We start from the raw sequence: 19108 nt of genomic DNA on the forward strand, positions 1-19108 counted from the left end.
AACCCACTCCTTATAAGCTACGTCTTTTTTCTTAACGGTCTAAACCTTGATACTCTTTCCCAGTATTTTTTATTGGCTTCAGGGTCAAGATTCGGATTTTTTTCTAATATTTTCAAAAGGTCTATTAACTTGTTTTCTCTATTAGTCAGTTTGTTTTGATACATATTATCATCGGCTTCTTTTAATAGTTCTTCTATGCTTTTACGGTCATCAACTTTCGTTGCTGATCCCAGGGCTAATTGAGTGAAATCTCCTTTCGCTGTTAGCTCCTGACATCTTGCCCGTATTCTACGCATCATTTTCCGAGCATTGATTCTATCGGTCTGCGTCAATAAAATCGTAAATTCATCTCCACCGGTCCGGCAAATAATGTCTTCCTCCCGAAAGCAGTCTTTCATCACCTGAGCAGTTCGTTGAAGCAGCTTGTCCCCTTCCTGATGACCCAAGATATCATTCACCATTTTTAATCCATCAATATCTCCAATGATTACACTCAAGGGATGCTGCCTCTCTGTGTCCAGTCTTTGCAGTTCCTCTTCAAAAAAATCTCGGTTATATAAGCCGGTCATCCGGTCACGAAACCTCATATGGAGTAAGGCTTCTTCTGTTTTCCGAGCTTCCGTAACATCTCTAATAATGGCAACGGCTTCTTCTTTTCCGCTGCCTGCTAAACGCATCTCAAACTTACGTAGCCCTTTCGGGGTTTCCAGATCATATTCTACCGTCTGCATATTACCGGTTTTAATAGCTTTGCTAATATATAGCAAAACTGTCTCTGCCAGGGGTTGTGGTAATACTTCCATCACATTTTTTCCTTTGATTTCATCAAATCCTACCGGCATGATGTCAACCTCTTGAGTGGTTACCTCTAAGTAATTGCCATCTTTATCATAATTGATTAACAAGTCAGGCAGTGCTTTTACCATTGACTGAAATCGAATTTCCTGCTGATCCAGTTTCTGCTTCATTTTTGCTTTATATAGAGCTAGTTCTAGGTTAATCAGAAGTTCCTGCTCGTTAAAGGGTTTTACTAAAAATCCACTTGGATCCGCCTCTAGAACGCGTTGCTGAACATCATCATTTAAAAACCCGGATATAAACAAAATCGGTATCCCCAGGTTTTCTTGTATTTCACAGGCTCCGTAAATTCCATCTTTTTCACCTTTTAGATGAATATCCATCAGCACTAAGTCGGGCTTTGTCCTGGCAACCAGCGGGATGGCTTCTTCAACAGAATAGGCCGTGCCCACCAATAAGTACTGCTTTTTCCTTAATGTTTCTACGATTGCCTTCGTATCCATTAAATTGTCTTCCACCAAAAATATCTTTGCACGTTCATCCATTACATTTACACCTCAGTCCAAGGCTCTTTCCTCAATTTTACCATATTTTTGACCAGAGGTATATTCCCATTTAAGATAACTGTATGTGCCTGTTAATGTATTCTTCTATTTTTCTTATTTCAACTCCTTCCAGTTGGAGTTCAAAAGCTATCTTTTGCCATTTTCCAATTTCCGTGCCTTCTTGAATACCCATTTTTTTTAGACGATTGCCGGTAAAATAAGGGGCTATTTCTTGTGCCGGCCAATGCTGATGAATCATTTTTTCCAAATCATTTCTCTCTAAGGCTTTTGCAAAGAGTAGGGTTTCTTCTTTATCCAGCAATAAGGAGAGGCGTCGACAATCGGCAGCATTTTCATAGTTCAACAACCTTTTGATAGCACTTAGCCTTTTCATGAGCGCATTACTTTTTTCATGATGGCGACTCATTTGGTAAAAAGCTTCTCGAATGCTCTTGAAATCCATCTCTCCTAATGCTTTTTCAGTATTTGAAAAAACAGACTGGTACGCATAACAGATCAATAATGCCCACATAAACAACTCTGGATTCTTGCTTTTATCCCTAAAAAAGATCACTTTTTCAATTTTCTTTTTTATCTCATCTTCTTGCTTTCCCTTAATAAAAGACAAGCATTTTTCTGTCTTAACCATATATTCAAATCCAATTTGTGGAAAAGGGCTCATTATCCATTTTTGCATTTCCGCATAAGTCCGTTCGGCTGGAATATGAGATATGCTTTCTTTTTTCATCAATTGTAGGGTGCTTACTTCTATCGACAAATTAAATCGTGATGCTAATTGAATCGCACGGTATACTCTTAAAGGGTCCTTCCTAAAAGTTTCAGGACCCGTCATCTTTATCTGTTTGGATTTTATATCCTTTATCCCGCCGAGAGGATCATCTATTTTTCCTGTTATCGCCTCTTGATAAATGGCATTCATTGTAAAGTCTCTTCCGAAGGCATCCTGTTGTAGGGATGCACCAGACAATGTTATTTCAACTTTCAATTCAGCAGGAGCCCAAATCAACTGATTCTTTCCATATTTTTTCCATCTTCCCAGTGAAGATAAAATATGTTCCAAATTCATTGCCGATAGGTTGAAAATAACTAGATCTTTGTCTTTTGCCTTGTATCCCAGTAGCGGATCTCTTACGCACCCACCGACCCAGTATGGCTGGCCTTTCATGTTGACAATCTGTTGAATTAAATCTTCTTTTTTCATTGAACAGCTCCACTTCTCCTCGAACCTATGGCTTTTTACTCTAACACTTCTATTTTTTTCACTTCACCATTCAACATAATATCTGATGATGTTATGGTTATTCTCACAGGCTTTTCTATACCTGCTTCCTCTGCCATTCTCCCGGAAATCTGTTTAATCTTCTCAGCCGCTTCTTGGCTGACAGATAATACTCGGTAATGTCCATCTATCGATACTTCTACAGAATTGCTATCTACGGCTCCATGAAAAACGCCGGTCACCACTACTTGATCGATTTGATCTAGGTTGGTCAGTTTCCATTGCTCCGTTTCTATTGCTTCAAAGCTAATGCTTATTAATGCTCCTGGTTGAATCGGGTAGGCTGTCAACTGTTCCCGAAGTTCTTCACTCACTTTGAATTGATGAACTCCAAAGGGTTCCTCTAACAAATTAAGTTCTAAATAGTTTCGATCAATCACATTAAAGACAGTAGCCGTACTTTTTTTGCTTACCGGATCCATCATGGCAGCTTCGAGTGCTTCCTCCGTCACCGAAAAAGCCCGTGGTGCCGCATCTTTCTGCATGTCTGCTGACTCTTCCATCGCCATATCTGTAGAAGCCAATTCCAGTATTTCTTCCGGTCCTCTTTGCATCTGTAATGCTCCTACTATTAAAACAATAGTGGCTGCAACAGAAATCCACTTGATCCACTTCTTTCTTTGAGGAGAAAGAAAAAGGGTTGGCGTTTCACTCTTCTGCTGTGGCTCCTGCCACTCCCATTTTTCGTCATCATTTTTTAACCTTTTGACACTTCTCACCGTTTCCAGCATATTAGCCATATCTTGATCTAAATAGGGAGGTTCGGTGGGTTTACATTCCATTATTAATTCATCAATGAAATCGTTAAGATATTCCGTTTCATGGTATAAGGATTTATTTTTATCCATTGAAATACCCTCCTTCCTCCAGTATTTCTTTTAACTTTTTGACACCTCTAAATTGCAAACTTTTAACTGTCCCCACAGGCTTCCCCAAACGTTCTGCTACCTCCTGCAATGGATAGCCTTCAACGATGCGCCATACAACCACCTGCTGATAAGTCTCCGGCAATTTTTTCAGCGCTTCTCGAACCATCATGTTTTCTTCAATTTTTTGATTTTCAGAAGTAAACATGTTTTTGTCGCTTACTTGATCAAACTCTACCACTTTAGGACTTCTTCCTTTTTGTCTCCAGGTATCATAGATCGTATTTCTTAAGGCAGCAAAAATATAAGCACGAATTTTTTCCTCTTCTATCTTTCCTTTTTTTACCTGCTGAAATACTTTTCGAAATACTTCCTGAGATATTTCTTCGGCTTCTTCTTTACTTTGAAGGCGATAATATGCGTATTGATAAACTTGAGGCCATAGACGCTCATAGGTCTCTTGAAATAGCTTATGCTGCGATGAAACAGATGTCATTGATTGTCACCCTCTTTTCCTACTATCATTTCCGTTTCTATCCATTAATACGTAATCTCCTTGAAAGGGTTGCATTTTTTCAATAAAAAAACGCGACAGAGTTTTGTCACGCTTCTTTAAAGTTATTTTCAATTAGCTTTACTATTTCTTCAAAAGCCTGAATTTCATCAGGACCTTTTACGACTAAATGTATTTCTTCACCTTGTCTGACACCCATGCTCATAACGTTCATAATGCTTTTTGCATCGTATACATTGCCACTCCGATAAATATTAATATCTGATTCAAAACGCATGGCATACTTAACAAGAATAGCGGCTGGTCTGGCATGTATTCCTGTTTCATTTTTAATTAGGATGTTTTTTTCCAGCATAAGCATCGATCCTTTCTGCTATGTCATAAACTCAAATGTATGATATCGCTAAAAATTTCTGAATTGTCTCATTCCATTGTACCTCATATCTATTGATAAAAAAAGAAAAATTTCCTATTTTATCAAAGGGACTGCACTCCCAGAAAAATGACTATTGCTATCAGTATTACCACAGCTGCCGCTACTATCTTAATCACTTTTTTTCCTTTATCTGTCTTTACAGTTTTTTTCGCTTGATTGCGTTTTATTTTTCTCGTTTGAGACATTACCTCTCCCCCTGGCATTTTAGAGTTCCATCGAAATGATTGGATGCTTTTCTTATGTTTACCCTTTTGTCTATTTTCTACTCATTACCTCGATCCGCCTAAATACTACATCGAAACAACACTGCCTTATAAGTGCTCAGAAGCGCTATCAAGTCCTGGCGTTTTTTTTCTTTTCCCTTTTTCAGAAAAGTTTCCGGAGGCTTAAAGAAATAGGTCATTTTATGATCGCTATCTTTATTTTTTTGCTGCTTGTCTGGCAACGCAAGAATGGTTCTTATCATTTCATCGAAGCCATATAACTGTAATGGTTCAATATCAAAATATTTCGCTATAGCTTCGATGATTGTCATTAACAGATCTTGATAACGCGCCTCCTTTGGCAGATCAAAAATATCGATCATTGTTGGAATAGCTTCTTCCATAAAGGTTCTGTTTAACGCTTTTTTTTGATCTAAATCCAAGGTTATGCAAATTTCCTTTTGTAATGCATCCGGCCAGCTGAAAAGCATTTTTAAAGCAATATGTTCCGCAGGCATGTCATAAAAATAATAAACGGTTCCTTTTAACGAGTCCAATACACGTAATGTATCCAAGTACCCTAGCTTTAAGTTTCTTCGGCTTTGTTCTTTAGAAAAATTAAGCACTCCTCCCAGTTCCCGATTAGGGCAAATATAAACAATCTCCGCATCTCCAGGATTCACTTTGATAATCCGCCCTCTTCCGTAGAGCCGCACCGCATATATTTTAGAGTAGTTTTTTCTTAACAGCATATTAATTGGTAAATTATTATAAAAACTACCATCTAAAAAACGTTTTCCATCAAACTTCTTTTCTTTGAACACTGGTAAGTAAGAAGATGCCATCAGATAATCAGCCAGTTTTCCTGCCGGTACATCCTCCTTAAACAGTTCTAGCGGAACCATATCGGTTAGAGAATAGGTAACAAACCCAAAGTCTTTTGACGACTTGCGTATTTTTTCTTCATTGATCATGGATTGAATAAGCTGGTATAGTGGCGAGGTGTCAATTCCTGCATTTTTTACTACTTTTCGTATTTCCTCTAATAGAATACTAACATTTTTTTGATCCAGCTTCCAGTCTGTTATCAGTTCATTAATATCATCATCAATCGATAAAACTTTGTTGGGTTCCACCGTATACCAGGTATTCCATGCCAATTCAAAATCATCCTGTAGGATCATAGCACCATTTAGAGCTCCGACAGAAGTACCCGTTACGCCAGAAAAAGTGATTCCCTTTTGTCTAAAAGCTTTCCAGGCACCTATCTGATAAGCACCTTTCCCACCTCCACCTTCTAATGTCAAACCAACCATTGCTTTTCTCTCCTCATTCGTCAGAAGTTCTTTTCTTCTTTTTCGACATATCCTACTTCTTTACTTATTATACCATTTATTATCCATCCTTTTGCTATTCTCTTTTAAAACTAAAAAGAAGAGAAGATTAAAACATCTTCTCTTCTGAAACAATCATCTTGTTCTACTGTTTTTTCTTATTTTTGTTCCGGTGCTTCTGTCTTAAATAAAATACCGAAGCCTTCTACAAGAAGAATAATCGCTAATACAAATAGAACAACAGGGAATACTACTAATATCCAGTTTTGTGCTATTAGATTTGTTCGTGCAAGGAAAAATAAGGCTACCAAAGTGGCCGCAAACATAAAGACAATAGGTCCGATAAACATTTTGTATCCTTTGTTGGCTTTTTTAAGCCACACAGCTACAGCCATTAAGGCTAAAGCGGCTAAAAGCTGGTTAGCTGACCCAAAAATAGGCCATATTAAATCCCAACTAGTAACGGCTAACAATCCACCTAAAACAACAGTCACACCTGTTGCTGCATACATATTTGTAAAGATCGGTTTTTTCTCTGTTGGATCTTCTGGTTCAAAATATTCTTGCAAAATAAATCTTCCCAGTCGTGTTGCTGTATCAAGGCTTGTTAAGGCAAATGCCGAAACAGCTAAAGCCACAAAGGATTTTCCGATTTCAAAAGGTATTCCAAAACTGGTCATAAAAACACCGATGCCATCAGAAAATACATTAACAGGTCCACCATCCGCTAATAGCTCTGTTAATCTTGGTCCAGCTACATAAGCAGCTGTTATAATCGCAATCGTAGCCAGTACCCCTTCTATCAGCATACCACCATAACCAACAATCTTTGCATCACTTTCCTTTGTCAGCTGTTTCGAAGAAGTTCCTGACCCTACCAAAGAGTGAAAGCCTGAAATCGCACCACAGGCAACGGTAATAAATAGCATCGGGAACAGATACTGTCCCCCCACATTAAAACCCATGTATCCTTCTAGCTGCAATGTCGGTCTGGATATTAAAAGTCCTAACACGGCGCCTGCTAACATGGCATATAACAGATAAGCATTCAGGTAATCACGAGGTTGTAATAGAATCCACACCGGAGTAACGGAAGCAATCGCAATATATACCAATAAAAATGCAATCCATACATTCCTAGAAAGAACTAAGGGGAACATATTTCCTAAAGCAATACAGGCTAATAGCAATGCAACGCCAATAACAGAACCTATTTTTAAGGAAAAGCCACGTCGATAAACCAAGTTCCCAAAACCAACGGCTACTACAATAAACAGCAAAGATGCTGTACCCGCTGCTGGCACTGATACAAATGTATTAGCAACAATATTTGTAAATGCCGCTACTACTAGCAAAAGGGTTAGCCATGCAAACACTGAAAAGAGTTTTTTTCCTTTTGCTCCCATATTGGCTTGAATAACTTCTCCAATGGATTTTCCATCATGTCGGATGGATGCAAAAAGTGAGCTGTAATCTTGGACTCCTCCAAAGAAAATACTTCCAACAATAATCCATAGTAATACAGGTATCCATCCAAATATAGCTGCTGCGATAGGTCCAACAATAGGACCAGCACCAGCGATCGAAGCAAAATGGTGACCCAGCAACACAGCTGAAGAAGCTGGTACATAATCGACACCATCACCTCTTGTATGGGCTGGCGTTGGTTTTGAATCATCAATGCCCCACTGTTTGCTCAGCCAGGCGCCATAAGTTACATAAGCAATTAAAAAAGCAACAATTGAAATAAGAACTAATAATAATGCACTCATACCGATCCTCCTTTTATTATTGCGGTTTTTTTGTGATTTACTTTGGTGAATATACTTCCTTAACCTCCTTTCCTCTTTTATTAAAATATACGCTCCCTGTATCAGCGTTAACTAATAAGAGGCGAATATACACCCATCCCTTAAACCCAAGAGCAAAGCTTTTATTATGCTTCGCCTTTTGAAGTTGCTCAAGGACAATGGCATCCGGTTCTCTCTCCGACACAATAACGCCAGTAATAATAGTAGACATATGTTCATTGTGAGGGCTTACCTTTTCTTCCGTTGCCTTTACCAATATTCTCCAAAAATGATCCAGCTCATTTCCGGTTAGCTGTTCGGTTTTATGCAGGAAGACGTGTTCGTGATTCTCCATTGCATATACTTTTAACTTTTTACTGGCGAAATAGCGTTCACTTCGGATTTTCGACTGTGCATATAGATTAAATGTCTTTTGTTGATATTCGTATTCTCTTTCAATGTCAAAATAGTTATAAAGCCGATTTTCTATCAATTCCAGATAGCGATCAAATATCATGGTATACTCCTTTTACTTTTTTATTGCCTATACCCACTTAATCCTTTTTTATCAACTTAATTATACTCTTATGTTTTATTGATTCTCTTTTAAATTCTTAACTAGCCTGTAAGAAGAGTTGAACGGTATGTTTTTTTGGTTAAATGGTAACGCCTATCCAATAATATTCATTCTTTCTTTGAAGCTTTTAGTATTATTTCGACTGACCGGAATCAAACGATTGCTATCCTCTTCTATTTTAAGTTGCAACGCATTGTTAAACCAAAATAAAACCTCCTTTACCTCCTCTAAGTTGACAAGAAAACTTCGATGAGTTCGAAAAAAAGGTGGATCTGGCAGCTTTTCCTCCCATTCCGATAAGGTTAAGGTCGAAGTGAAATTTCCTTTTGCTGTGATCACTTTTGTATTTCCCTCTTCCGTTTCTATGTATAAAATATCTTCTAAATCAATAACATAGAGCCGTTCATCTCTTTCGAGGGTTAATTTCTTTTTCCGCTGCTCCTCCTTAAAATGCTCTATTAAAAGTTTTTCTACGGCTGACAAGGGATTCGTCAGTTGTGCTTCACTCTGCTTTTCATAAGCATGCATTAAGTGCAGCAGTGTTTTTTCAAACCGTCTTTCATCGATAGGCTTAAGAAGATAATCTACCGCTGCATATTCAAAAGCTTTCAGCGCATATTCATCATAGGCTGTCACAAAAACAATTTTTGCATCCACTTCATTGTTCACCATTGTTTCCGCAACATCCAAACCGGACATATCCTGCAAATGAATATCCAAAAAAACCACGTCATAAACCTTATTTTTCAGTTTGTTCAATGCGACTTCGCCACTGTTAGCTTCTTCAATCATGAAGTTTGATTCTCCATACTCATTAAGTAGGGCAGCAATCTGTTTTCTTGCGGGCATTTCATCATCAACCACTAATATTTTCATACATTTCCTCCTATGCACCTATGGGAAAGCGAACCTTTACTTTGGTTCCTTTTCCCTGATTGCTTTCAATTTTCATTCCATAGTTTTTTCCATATAAAGTAATCAGCCGTTTATGAATATTCACCAGTCCTACAGATTTTCGTTCTCCGCATTCATGATCTTCTTCCAGCAGCATCGGAATTTTTGCCTGATCGATACCGGTACCGTTATCTTCGATGGTTACTAAGTAGTCTTTGCCTATCAGCGAGGATGAAATCTTCACAACTCCACCTTCTTTTTTAGGTAAAATCCCATGGAGCACCGCATTTTCAACCAGCGGCTGCAGAATTAACGGTGGCATTTTTATCGATTTTCCATCTTGGAGGTCATATTCCACTTTCAGCCGATCCCCAAAACGTGCTTCTTCAATTTCTAAATAGGATTTTATATAGGCTATTTCCTGTTCGAAGTCTATTAAATCCCCTTGCGCTGATAAACTTTTCCGAAACAGCACCGAAAGTGAGTTCAGCAAAAATTTTGCTTTCTTTCCATCAAAAAGCATAAAAGATTGGATAGTATTAATGGCATTAAAAAGAAAGTGGGGATTTATTTGAGCCTGCAATGCCCTCAACTCTGCATCTACCAGTAGTTTTTCCTGGGTTTCTACACGGCCGACTTCTATTTGAGTTGAAAAAAGTTGTGCCAACCCCAATGCCAACTCTTCGTCTAAGTGAGAGATCGAGTGCTCCGCCTCTCTATATAGCTTCAGCGCTCCCACAATTTTTTCCTGCTCTTTCAACGGAACGATAACGGCTGCTTTCAGAGGGCAGTCCTGGTAATGGCAGTTAATTTCCTCTTTTTTGTTAATCACTCGATGCTCTCCACTTTTTATCACCCCTAAAGTAGCTCCTGTGCCTATTAACTCGCCCGTACGATGATGTTCTCCTCCCAGACCGCAGTGCGCAAGAATTTTTGTTTCATTGGTAATGGAGACAGCAGCAATATCGATGGTTTGATAAATAATTTCGACTACTTTTCCTGCCACCTCTTCCTTTAACCCTTTTCGAAAATAGGGTAAGGTTAGGTTGGCAATTTTTAATGCCTTTTCAGCTTGAATGGCTGCAATTCGTTCCTGTTCCTTATAGATATTTTCTAAGATTCCTACAAACAGGGCGATTCCTATGGAGTTTGCAATAATCATGGGCACTGCAATTATTTTCACAAGCGCCAATGCATCGGTAAAAGGTCTGGCGATCAGAAGTATAATAACCATCTGAGCTGCTTCCGCTAGCATTCCAATCAGTAGCGCATATTTCCATTTCTGTTCTTTATTTCGAAGGTGAAAATAAAAGTAGCCTCCCATGATTCCTTCCACTATGGTTGAAATTCCACAGGCTAAAGCTGTAAAGCCTCCAATATCAATTAGGAAACGATGTCCTCCTGCTATTAAAGCAGCACCAAAACCTACCAGTGGGCCTCCTAAAAGAGCTCCCACCATCACCCCTACTACCCGGGTATTGGCCAAAGCTCCTTGTACCGGCACTCCATAATAAGTTCCTAGAATTCCTATTAACCCAAAAATAAACGCTAGTATTAGCTTATCCAATAGTCTTGCATTTTTTTTGATAATTAAACGTCTAAAAATTCCAATTTTTGATATGATCACGGCTAATATAATGATCACACCTAATCGGTTGATTAAGTCAAAAAGCATTTCAATCATCATTTTTATCCTCTTCTCCTTATAGCCTTATAAACACCCTGATAAGCACCCAACCTTAAAACCCAAAACAAAACCTCCCTGAATATCATCCGGATATCATCTCAGCGAGGTAATAAAGAATCTTATTTAAGAGCAACAAGAAAGATTTTTACCTTTCAAGGCAAGTAGACATGATTTAAGTAATAACCTAGCCCCAGCAAAAATAATATTCCTAAAATGAATACCCATTGGTATCGAAAAAACAGTTTCTTAAAAGACTTTTCTTCTGTCTCCGCAAATGTGATTTCAATAGGAGGAAGGTTTTGCCTGCGATGAGCCGCTATTCTCAGATTAGGTTTCATTTGTCCCTTACAACCATAGGTCGTACATTTTCCATTTTCGATCCAGCACTCACGATGATGAGGCATTTTACAATCAGAGCATAAGATGTTTTCCTCACCTACTCGAATCGCTGTCTGGCAGTAAGGACATATAACCATATTGTTGGAAACCAATGAAACTCACTCTCCCATCGGATGATATAAAAGCAATCGCTGTCCAATTTCTAAACTGTCTGGATTTTCTAAGTGATTGAGACGCATTAAGTATTGATATTCAAAAGGATTATCATAAAATTGTCTGCTGATAGACCATAGGTTGTCTCCCTCTTGAACTGTATAAAAAAACAATCTATCTTCCGTATAGCTTTCCACCTGTTTTTCTAACTGAGAAACTTTTTTCTGGATCTCTTCAATATCCGTCTGATAATCACGAATGACTTCATGTAGCCCCTTTATTTTTTCGTCCTGAGGCTCATTCATTGCTTTATCGACTGATGCATCAGAATCTAAACGATGCATATTTGTCACCAGTAGCAGCGCAATGCTAATACTAAGAGCGGCGATTAGTTTTTTCTCTTTGGTCGCATATTTCTTCATCGGTTCTTCCACTGTGCTCTTTTGGCTAATAGAATTGTCTTTTATCGGTTTTTCTGCCTTAGAAACCATCAGCTTTTGAGAAGAAAATGAGGTATAGTCTGTCGCTACAATTCGATCCTGTTCCCAGCGATAAAACCCGCATTTCTTTTGAACAGGGTCAACTACATAAGCTATTTGCCAAGGTAAGTTAAAAAAATTTTCATGAATAAACAAGTCATATTTTGACAGAAAAATACCAAAACCAGGATGTGTGTGAAACCATCCTACTATCTTTTCTTCAGGAAAAAAAGCTTCTTTATCCTGATGAATCTGAGCCCAGGTGTCGTGGGTAAAAGTAAGGGAAGTTCTATCAGCTGTTGTTTTTTCAGCTGTCAACATACCCGAAACAAAGAGGGTTTGTCCCTCTGCCCTTTCTTCTACCTTTCCCAGCAAAACGCCCCCCAGTTCCCTATTGGTATCCGTTGTCGCATAACGGTCAATTTGGCGTTGCACTTCTTTATCAAATTTTATTACAAATCGATCAGATGGTTTTTCCAGTGATTTGGATTCCCCCAGTTCAATCTCAAACTCCACGGGCAATCTCCTTTCCTGGTATTTACTTTTACTCCATTTAGTCTCTTTTTCAACTGTTTCTATAATAACTTAATATCAACTTCTTGGTTCGCACTACTACTTTTTCTTTTAGATGGCATTAAGGTAATGCTAAAATGATCTTTTTTAGCGCCAGAAAAGTTTACATCCGGCTCCGGTTGCCATAAATCAATATTATCAGCCGGAAATCGATGCTGATTTTCCTTAGCCCATCGAGAAGCTTCAATGTTTAATGGGCTTTTAGGGTTGTAATTTTTATACTGAATCATGTCTCCAATTTGAATGATAATATCCACCAATCGTTCACCGGCACCCCAAAAATCACCAATACAAACCTGATACCTGAAATTAGGATGAAAAATCGGGGTTTTCATTTGACATTTTGGTTTTTCTCTCGGGTAATTAGCATGCAGGTATACTTCGACCTGATGTCTATTTGTCAACGTTGGCCTTCCTATTTTTTCATCCATTTTATAGCCTTTCATTTTATAGGTTATCAAATATTTTTCTGGCGGTTCTCCCGCAATTGGTTCAATATCGATATAAGGGTGTCTGGAAAATTCAAGTTTAAGACTGTTAAAATCCGACTCTAGCCGTTTTAATCGTGCCTTCACCACATGTCACCTCTTTAAAATAGAATCTACGTCACCTGTCATTTCTAAATAAACCAACCCTTCTTCACTTCTGCCTTGGAAGATTTCTCCCGGCGGAAACCCTATTTGCTGAAGTGTTAACGGAGCATAGGGCTCATCTCCATAAAAACTATGTGTCATCTGTATTTCACGTTCTTCTCCACAGCTTGTGCATGTTGCTTCTTCAAGACTAATATCTGTCAGTGGTCTGAAAAGAGATTCTTCTTTTCCACAGTGACATGCTGCCTTAATCGCCATTTCCATATCTGTTTCTATCACGACTTCCTTTGTTTTTAGTTTGTTTCTTGCAAGAAACACCAGGTCTTTTATAGTTGTTTCTTCTGATTTCAAGGCCAACGCCTGTATAGGTTCCCATGATTCGTGGCTAAGGCAGTTTTCTTTTATCGGATAGGTAACCACATAGGAATCATGAGATAAACCATTAAACACAAATCCTTTCCCAGCCAATGGTTGTAAGTCCGTTTCCGGATGCAACAGCTTTACAGCCTCCTGTACTTGAATTCCCGCAATAACAGAAGCCGTTGTTGGGGTCGTAGGGACTTTTCCCTCTTCCATTTGCTTTCGGGTTAAAAGCGAACATGACTTTCGGAAGTTAAGCAACCGATAATCTGCCTCATTCATGGTACATTCATAACAAGCACTATCCGGTGGAATAAACACTCGTGCAAATCCTTGAAAAACCTCTATTGCGCCGTCAATCCATGGCGTATTGGTTTTCCAGCATTTTTGATTAATGGAAAGTCTGGCTTCCCGGTTATCCAGACCAGCAAGAACCAGGTCAACATGACGAAAAAAACCTTTCCCTACCTCAGTGATAATGCTTCCCTCTATGGGAATGGTCTTTATTTCCGGGTTTATCTCTCGTACTCTTTCAGCCGCTACGAACGCTTTTGATTTGTTTTCATCTGATTCTCTAAACAGTACCGCTCTGGATAGGTTGGAGTTTTCAATCCGGTCCAAGTCAACAATAATAATGGTTCCTACTCCTAAAAGCGCAAGGTTTTTTAATATTTCATTTCCAATGGCACCAGCTCCTACTACCATTACCTTTGCGTTTTTCAATTTTTCTTGATCCCACCATGGAATTAACCGTAGTCTGGCATACCGGTCTTCCTGTAACTCGTCCAGGTTTATATTCATGCTATATCCCTGCCGTAATCTCCGGTTGGAGTCTTAGGACATCATCTTCCTGAACTTCAGCTTCCGCAAGTGTCTGTTCGTCCGTCAACTGCTTCCCGGATGCTTTATGAATAAATTTGTAACTTATTGGATTCCCATCTGGTCCTGTCATCGGAAGCTCCATTTTTTCTGCCAGCTTCACTAAAATTCGATTTACCGGCACATCCGTTGGCAAACTTGCCTGCTGTTCCTTATTTCCAGTCGTGTCAATAATGTACACATTCACTTTTTCTTCCATTTTTATTCCTCCTCGTATAACAGCATTTATTTTATTCATTGTACCACAGTTCCCAGATTACGAGCAAACAGACATAAAAAAACCTGATGCATTCTCACATCAGGTTTTTATGTCTCTAGCTCTAATGAAGTTAAGCTGTTTTTTTTCTAACCGCTTCCGCTCCCATTTGAAGAGCTTTTTCATTCATTGGGATAAAATGTTCTTTACCTGCTCCATACACTTTTTTCAAGGTTTCATAAACAGCTTCAAAAGGAACGGCTCCTGTTAGCTCGATATAGGCACCCAGCATTACCATATTGGCAACTTTTGGACTTCCTGCTTCCGCCGCTATGGCATTTGCAGGAACTTTATAAACATCGATATCCTTTCTCTGAGGATCTTCTTGTACCAAGGAAGAGTTGATAATTAATTTTCCTCCCGGAACCAGGTTGTTTTCAAACTTTGTCATTGAGGGTAGATTCATAACAATAGCACAACTGGCATCTTCCGTAATAATAGGAGATCCAACAAGACTATCAGATACAATGACTGAACAGTTAGCTGTACCGCCTCTCATTTCAGGACCGTAAGCTGGCAGCCAGGATACTTGTTTTCCATGAATCATTCCTGCATATGTCATTAGCTGTCCCATGGACATAACCCCTTGTCCACCAAAACCAGCCATTATGATTTTTTCTGTAGCCATTTTATTTTCCCTCCTCTGGTGTTCGGAAATTCCCTAGGGGATAGTAAGGAAGCATGTTTTCTTTTAACCATGTCAAGGAATCCACCGGTGTGATTCCCCAGTTAGTCGGACAAGTAGATAACACTTCTACCATCGCAAATCCAAGCCCCTTTTGTTGTACTTCAAAAGCTTTTCGAATCGCTTTTTTAGCTTTTCTGATATGTGGCACATCATGCACCGATACCCGTTCAACAAATACAGCGCCATCAATAGTCGCCATCAGTTCACACATTTTAAGTGGCAGTCCTGCTTCTGCCGCACTTCTTCCATAAGGTGATGTGGTTGATTTTTGATCAATAAGAGTAGTGGGTGCCATTTGTCCGCCAGTCATTCCATAAATAGCATTGTTCACAAAAATGGTGGTCATCTTTTCTGACCGATGAGCTACATGAATAATTTCAGCAGTTCCGATAGCGGCTAAATCCCCATCTCCCTGGTACGTAAATACCGTATTGTCCGGATGGACTCTTTTAATACCCGTTGCTACCGCCGGTGCTCTACCATGGGCTGCTTCCTGCATGTCGCAATTAAAATAGTCGTAAGCTAAAACTGCGCAACCTACTGGCGCAACCCCCACTGTATCACCAATAAGATCCATTTCTTCCAAAACTTCTGCTACCAGTCGATGGATAATTCCATGTGTACATCCAGGACAGTAATGGAACTGTTTATCCGTTAGTCCTTGAGTTTTTCCAAATATCATGGTTTCCATTACTTAACACCTCCAAGAATTTCTTTGGCTTTATCAGCTACTGCCTGTGGTTCCGGACACATACCGCCAGGTCTTCCATAAAGATACGTCGGAAGCTTACCAGCTAATGCAATTTTCACATCGTCAATCATTTGTCCCATGCTCATTTCGATAGAAAGAACAGCCTTTGCGCTGGCAGGTATTTCCTGGTATGCTTTTTCAGGAAAAGGCCATAAAGATATAGGACGAATAAGTCCTGCTCGTATACCTTCTTTTTCAAGGATTTCAATGGCATTTTTTGCTACTCTGGAGGTAATGCCGTAAGACGTTAATACGATTTCCGGATCCTTATCCATATTGAAGGTCTCTACCCGTACTTCATTCTTTATCATTTCCTGATATTTACCATCCAGTTTCAGATTATGTTGTTCTAAAAGCGCAGGGTCTAAGGCTAAAGAGTTAATAATATTTGGTTTTCGTTTATTTTTGGTACCGGTACTCGCCCAATCCTTTGCTGGCAGTTCCCTCTTAGGAGGAGTTTTGAACTCCACTGGTTCCATCATCTGACCAATCATACCGTCCGCTAAAACAAACACTGGATTTCGATACTGATCAGCAATATCAAAAGCCTCCATCACTAAATCTACAGCTTCCTGAATGCTGGCTGGCGCTAGCGCAACATGTCGATAGTCACCATTCCCACCACCTCTGGTAGCAATAAAATAGTCTCCCTGGGAAGGTTGAATACTTCCTAAGCCAGGACCACCACGACTAACATCTACAATAACGCAAGGAATTTCAGCACCAGCAATATAGGTGATCCCTTCTTGCTTGAGGGCAATTCCCGGAGAAGAAGATGATGTCATCGTTCTGACGCCTGCTCCTGCCGCTCCATACACCATGTTAATAGCCGCCACTTCTGACTCTGCTTGTACAAACACACCACCATGTTTCCCCATTTCTCTTGACATATACTCCGGAATTTCATTCTGGGGTGTTATCGGGTATCCAAAGAAAGCTTTGCAACCAGCTTTAATTGCTGCTTCTGCGATTGCTTCGTTTCCTTTCATCAGTACTTTACTCATCTTTTTTTCCTCCTCGATGGACAATTAGTCTTGTTTATATACGCTTATTACCAGGTCAGGACATATGGTTGCACAGTTAGTACATGCAATGCATTTTTCCATATCTTTCACACCTGCCGGATGATAACCCTTGCTGTTAATTTTATCTTTTTCTAATTCCACTATCTTTACTGGACAAGCAATGACGCAAAGAGCACATCCTTTGCATCTTCCAGTATCAAACTCAACGCGACCTCTAGCTTTTGCCATCATCTTACCTCCCACTGTAGTATTGACTGCTTTGATTTTTACATCCAGCTTTCCCGCATCGTCAGATCTATAGGGAAAACAATTCCTTCATAATGCGGTGGCAGTTGGTCTGCCAAATGATCCAATACGCTTATATATCGGATCGGCAGACCGGTTTCTGCCGACACTTCTCTGCAAAGCTTTTGCCCTCTCTCAATATCTTCCATACTGGTGTCTCTGAGCAAATGCGTGTTATTTACCAAAGCTGTCGGATAAACCTTCGACACCTTTGCAATGGCATCAATATGATTCAATACGCCTTCTTTCGTTGCCGTATCTGGTCGATTGGCATTGACTACAAAGAACATATCGAAAGTATTTTCTTCTTGAAAGTATTCACTATACATCGCTAAAACCCTTGCACCCATCGAATCGCCGCCAAGGTCCAGTACAACCTGATAGCTGTCATCTTGTAATGGAGACACTACTTCCGCCGATATTGCCGGAAGATCAGCTCCCCTGCCTTCGATAGAACTGGAGATTACTCGTATGCCAGCTTTTTCAAGTTTCTGCTGCTGTTCACGACTCCGAAAGTAAAGGTTTACCACGTCCAAGTCTACTAAAGCTGTTTTCTGGCCCTTCAGTGCCAGTTTCATTGCGTAGTTCACTGAAAATTCAGTTTTACCTGTACCGTAATTTCCAGTGATAATTCTAATACGATGATCGTTTAACCATTGGCTACTCATCCTAAGATCTTCCCTTTTCCGGTTCATAGGTGCAGGCAGCTTCTTCTTTCCGAAGAATTCGGAGAGCTCCTTCTGCTAATGCAATCATTTCATCTTCTCCCGGATATATTTTCACTTCTCCCAAGAAAGAAACCCGTTCTTGAATCCATCCAGTCAAAAGTTCATCATAAGCTAAGCCGCCTGTTAATATAATGGCGTCAACATCGCCTTTCAGAGTTGCTGAGCAAGCACCGATCTCTTTTGCAACCTGATACGCCATTGTTTCATAGACTTGTTGTGCTTTTGCATCCCCTTCGCTGATTTTTCGATTAACCTCGCGCCCATCATTGGTACCAAGGTATGCCATTAAACCACCTTTTCCCAATATTTTGCGATAGATCTCTTCTTGAGTATTTTTACCAGAAAAACACCACTTTACCAGTTCTCCGGAAGGCAAACCACCACTACGTTCTGGTGAAAAAGGTCCTTCCCCGTCCAACGCATTGTTGACATCGATTACTTGTCCCTTTTGATGGGCTCCAACAGATATTCCTCCACCAAGATGGGCCACAATGACATTCACATCGTTATACTCTTTTCCCATATCTTTTGCGGCTCTTCGGCCAACTGCCTTTTGATTTAATGCATGAAAAATACTTTTCCTCGGTATTTCCGGAATTCCGGAGAGGCGTGAAATCTCTTGCATTTCATCGACCACTACTGGATCCACAATATACGAGGGAATATTTAGTTGTCCTGCAATTTCATAGGCTAAAACACCACCTAAGTTGGAAGCATGCTGTCCCAGTATGCCTTTTCTCAGATCTTTCAGCATCGCTTTATTAACTTCGTAAGTGCCTCCTGGTATGGGATGTAGCAACCCCCCGCGACCCACTACGGCTGCCAACTTTTGAATATTAATATCTTTGTTATTTAGCGTCTCCAAGATCGCTTCTTTTCGAAATTCATACTGATCAAAAATATTATCAAATTTCGCAATTTCTTCCGAAGAGTGTCGAAGCACTTCTTCAAAAACAGGTTTTTCGTTGTCATAAATGGCTATTTTAGTTGAAGTTGAGCCTGGATTAATCGCTAATATCCGATAGATATCTGGCATTCTTTCACCACCTTCTTTT

General features: G+C 39.6%; 22 protein-coding genes. All 22 read right to left on the reverse strand.

The features are described from left to right. Positions 1–17: 17 nt before the first annotated feature. A complete protein-coding gene (locus BLV55_RS03965) occupies positions 18–1343 on the reverse strand; it encodes a diguanylate cyclase domain-containing protein (RefSeq protein WP_093311374.1) in 1326 nt (441 codons plus the stop codon). Positions 1344–1413: 70 nt separating this feature from the next. After that, the gene (locus tag BLV55_RS03970; protein WP_093311377.1) at positions 1414–2565 is read right to left on the reverse strand and encodes a tRNA nucleotidyltransferase/poly(A) polymerase-related protein; all 1152 of its coding nucleotides are present in this window, start codon (positions 2563–2565) and stop codon (positions 1414–1416) included. A 35-nt stretch (positions 2566–2600) separates the two neighbouring features. Then, positions 2601–3491, reverse strand: a complete 891-nt coding sequence (locus BLV55_RS03975; protein WP_093311380.1) for a hypothetical protein — start codon at positions 3489–3491, stop codon at positions 2601–2603. Beyond that, positions 3484–4005 carry an RNA polymerase sigma factor gene (locus BLV55_RS03980; RefSeq protein ID WP_093311383.1) on the reverse strand — a complete coding sequence of 174 codons (522 nt, stop codon included), beginning with the start codon at positions 4003–4005 and terminating at the stop codon, positions 3484–3486. Before BLV55_RS03980 ends, BLV55_RS03975 begins: the two co-directional genes overlap by 8 nt. Before the next feature lie 106 nt (positions 4006–4111). Then, positions 4112–4378, reverse strand: coding sequence for an HPr family phosphocarrier protein (locus tag BLV55_RS03985; RefSeq protein WP_093311388.1), 267 nt, complete (start codon positions 4376–4378; stop codon positions 4112–4114). Between the two features lie 122 nt (positions 4379–4500). Then, the gene (locus tag BLV55_RS14550) at positions 4501–4644 is read right to left on the reverse strand and encodes a hypothetical protein (RefSeq protein WP_176968247.1); all 144 of its coding nucleotides are present in this window, start codon (positions 4642–4644) and stop codon (positions 4501–4503) included. Between the two features lie 98 nt (positions 4645–4742). After that, a complete protein-coding gene (locus BLV55_RS03990; RefSeq protein WP_093311392.1) occupies positions 4743–5978 on the reverse strand; it encodes a patatin-like phospholipase family protein in 1236 nt (411 codons plus the stop codon). Between the two features lie 176 nt (positions 5979–6154). After that, the gene (locus BLV55_RS03995) at positions 6155–7768 is read right to left on the reverse strand and encodes a carbon starvation CstA family protein (protein ID WP_093311395.1); all 1614 of its coding nucleotides are present in this window, start codon (positions 7766–7768) and stop codon (positions 6155–6157) included. A 37-nt stretch (positions 7769–7805) separates the two neighbouring features. Next, a complete protein-coding gene (locus BLV55_RS04000; RefSeq protein WP_093311398.1) occupies positions 7806–8303 on the reverse strand; it encodes a DUF8052 family protein in 498 nt (165 codons plus the stop codon). Positions 8304–8456: 153 nt separating this feature from the next. Further along, positions 8457–9239: a LytR/AlgR family response regulator transcription factor gene (locus BLV55_RS04005; RefSeq protein WP_093311401.1), complete on the reverse strand. Its 783-nt coding sequence runs from the start codon at positions 9237–9239 to the stop codon at positions 8457–8459. A 10-nt stretch (positions 9240–9249) separates the two neighbouring features. Further along, complete coding sequence (locus tag BLV55_RS04010) at positions 9250–10944, reverse strand: sensor histidine kinase (protein WP_093311404.1); 1695 nt, start codon at positions 10942–10944, stop codon at positions 9250–9252. 152 nt (positions 10945–11096) lie between these two features. Continuing rightward, positions 11097–11435 carry an RING finger protein gene (locus BLV55_RS04015; RefSeq protein WP_093311407.1) on the reverse strand — a complete coding sequence of 113 codons (339 nt, stop codon included), beginning with the start codon at positions 11433–11435 and terminating at the stop codon, positions 11097–11099. A gap of 6 nt (positions 11436–11441) precedes the next feature. Then, complete coding sequence (locus tag BLV55_RS04020) at positions 11442–12431, reverse strand: LysM peptidoglycan-binding domain-containing protein (RefSeq protein WP_143033164.1); 990 nt, start codon at positions 12429–12431, stop codon at positions 11442–11444. Between the two features lie 59 nt (positions 12432–12490). Beyond that, positions 12491–13063: a ubiquitin-conjugating enzyme E2 gene (locus tag BLV55_RS04025; RefSeq protein ID WP_143033165.1), complete on the reverse strand. Its 573-nt coding sequence runs from the start codon at positions 13061–13063 to the stop codon at positions 12491–12493. A gap of 6 nt (positions 13064–13069) precedes the next feature. After that, positions 13070–14242: a HesA/MoeB/ThiF family protein gene (locus BLV55_RS04030; protein WP_093311414.1), complete on the reverse strand. Its 1173-nt coding sequence runs from the start codon at positions 14240–14242 to the stop codon at positions 13070–13072. 1 nt (position 14243) lies between these two features. Continuing rightward, a complete protein-coding gene (locus tag BLV55_RS04035) occupies positions 14244–14519 on the reverse strand; it encodes an EsaB/YukD family protein (RefSeq protein WP_093311417.1) in 276 nt (91 codons plus the stop codon). Between the two features lie 130 nt (positions 14520–14649). Beyond that, positions 14650–15204 (reverse strand): 2-oxoacid:acceptor oxidoreductase family protein, encoded by a 555-nt coding sequence (locus tag BLV55_RS04040; protein WP_093311419.1) that lies wholly within the window; start codon positions 15202–15204, stop codon positions 14650–14652. 1 nt (position 15205) lies between these two features. Beyond that, a complete protein-coding gene (locus BLV55_RS04045) occupies positions 15206–15955 on the reverse strand; it encodes a thiamine pyrophosphate-dependent enzyme (protein WP_093311422.1) in 750 nt (249 codons plus the stop codon). Continuing rightward, complete coding sequence (locus tag BLV55_RS04050; RefSeq protein WP_093311426.1) at positions 15955–17019, reverse strand: 3-methyl-2-oxobutanoate dehydrogenase subunit VorB; 1065 nt, start codon at positions 17017–17019, stop codon at positions 15955–15957. The genes BLV55_RS04045 and BLV55_RS04050 overlap by 1 nt, the downstream gene beginning before the upstream one ends. 24 nt (positions 17020–17043) lie before the next feature. Next, the gene (locus BLV55_RS04055) at positions 17044–17268 is read right to left on the reverse strand and encodes a 4Fe-4S binding protein (protein WP_093311429.1); all 225 of its coding nucleotides are present in this window, start codon (positions 17266–17268) and stop codon (positions 17044–17046) included. 38 nt (positions 17269–17306) lie between these two features. After that, positions 17307–17993: a nucleotide-binding protein gene (locus tag BLV55_RS04060; RefSeq protein ID WP_093311431.1), complete on the reverse strand. Its 687-nt coding sequence runs from the start codon at positions 17991–17993 to the stop codon at positions 17307–17309. A 1-nt stretch (position 17994) separates the two neighbouring features. Continuing rightward, a complete protein-coding gene (gene buk / locus BLV55_RS04065; RefSeq protein WP_093311433.1) occupies positions 17995–19089 on the reverse strand; it encodes a butyrate kinase in 1095 nt (364 codons plus the stop codon). Positions 19090–19108 lie beyond the last annotated feature (19 nt).

The sequence above is a fragment of the Tindallia californiensis genome (genome assembly GCF_900107405.1).
Classification (GTDB): Bacteria; Bacillota; Clostridia; order Peptostreptococcales; family Tindalliaceae; genus Tindallia; species Tindallia californiensis.